The 715-nt window shown below is 57.8% G+C and carries 1 protein-coding gene; it reads left to right on the top strand.

Annotated features, from left to right (window positions below; translation table 11 throughout):
- The first annotated feature begins 123 nt into the window (after nucleotides 1-123).
- Complete coding sequence (locus AACH06_RS30120; RefSeq protein ID WP_341429528.1) at nucleotides 124-564, top strand: hypothetical protein; 441 nt, start codon at nucleotides 124-126, stop codon at nucleotides 562-564.
- The last annotated feature ends 151 nt before the right edge of the window (nucleotides 565-715 follow it).

Below are 715 nucleotides of genomic sequence, written 5' to 3'. Positions count from 1 at the left end.
GAGCTACAGCGCTACGCGGAGGCACTCAACAAAGAGGTCTTGCCACATGCCCGGCCAGCGCCCTAACCCCTCCGTCAAGGGGACCTGCCTGCGGCAGGCCCCTTACGTCGAACGTTAGGACTCATGAGTGATTTGCCTCGGCTGATCAGCATCCTCGTCAATGCCGCTGGGCCTGCCGATCCACGAGGCATTAACGGCCTGAGCAAGATAGAGTTCGACACTTCTTGCCCTCACGTGCCACTCGGCTTCGTCCGAGTTTGGCGCATGCAGCTCCCACCTGATGAAACCCCTGACCAGTTCTGGTCCTATTGCTTGGCGTCAGACGAGTACCTCAATGTTCTGCCAGCGTCCGTCAAGGAACTCGACCCCTCTCGCCTGAAAGCGTTGTTTGAAACCATTCAGAGCGATCTGGCACGTGTCGGCGAAGTCTGCATCTTTGCCTGGCTTTCCGAAGTCACGGAGTGCCTCACCGTCGATGCAGCGTGTGATTGCTGCTGTGGCAAGGTGCTGCTTGTTCGCTGTCACCAAGAGGCAATCTATGCTCATTGGCACCGTGAGTCCTAACCCCTCCGTCAAGGGGACGTCCCGCAAGCGGTCCGCCCCTTACGTCGAACGTTAGGCTCTTGGAGGTACTGTGGTTAGTCATAGCAGCGAATGGCTTTCATGCACAGGGTGTGGCGAGATCTTTCCCTTCTCGAATGCGTACGTCCTTCAG

The organism is Ideonella lacteola, from assembly GCF_038066555.1.
In the GTDB taxonomy this organism is placed as follows: Bacteria; Pseudomonadota; Gammaproteobacteria; order Burkholderiales; family Burkholderiaceae_C; genus Ideonella; species Ideonella lacteola.
This window is presented reverse-complemented; position numbering and strand designations above follow the sequence as displayed.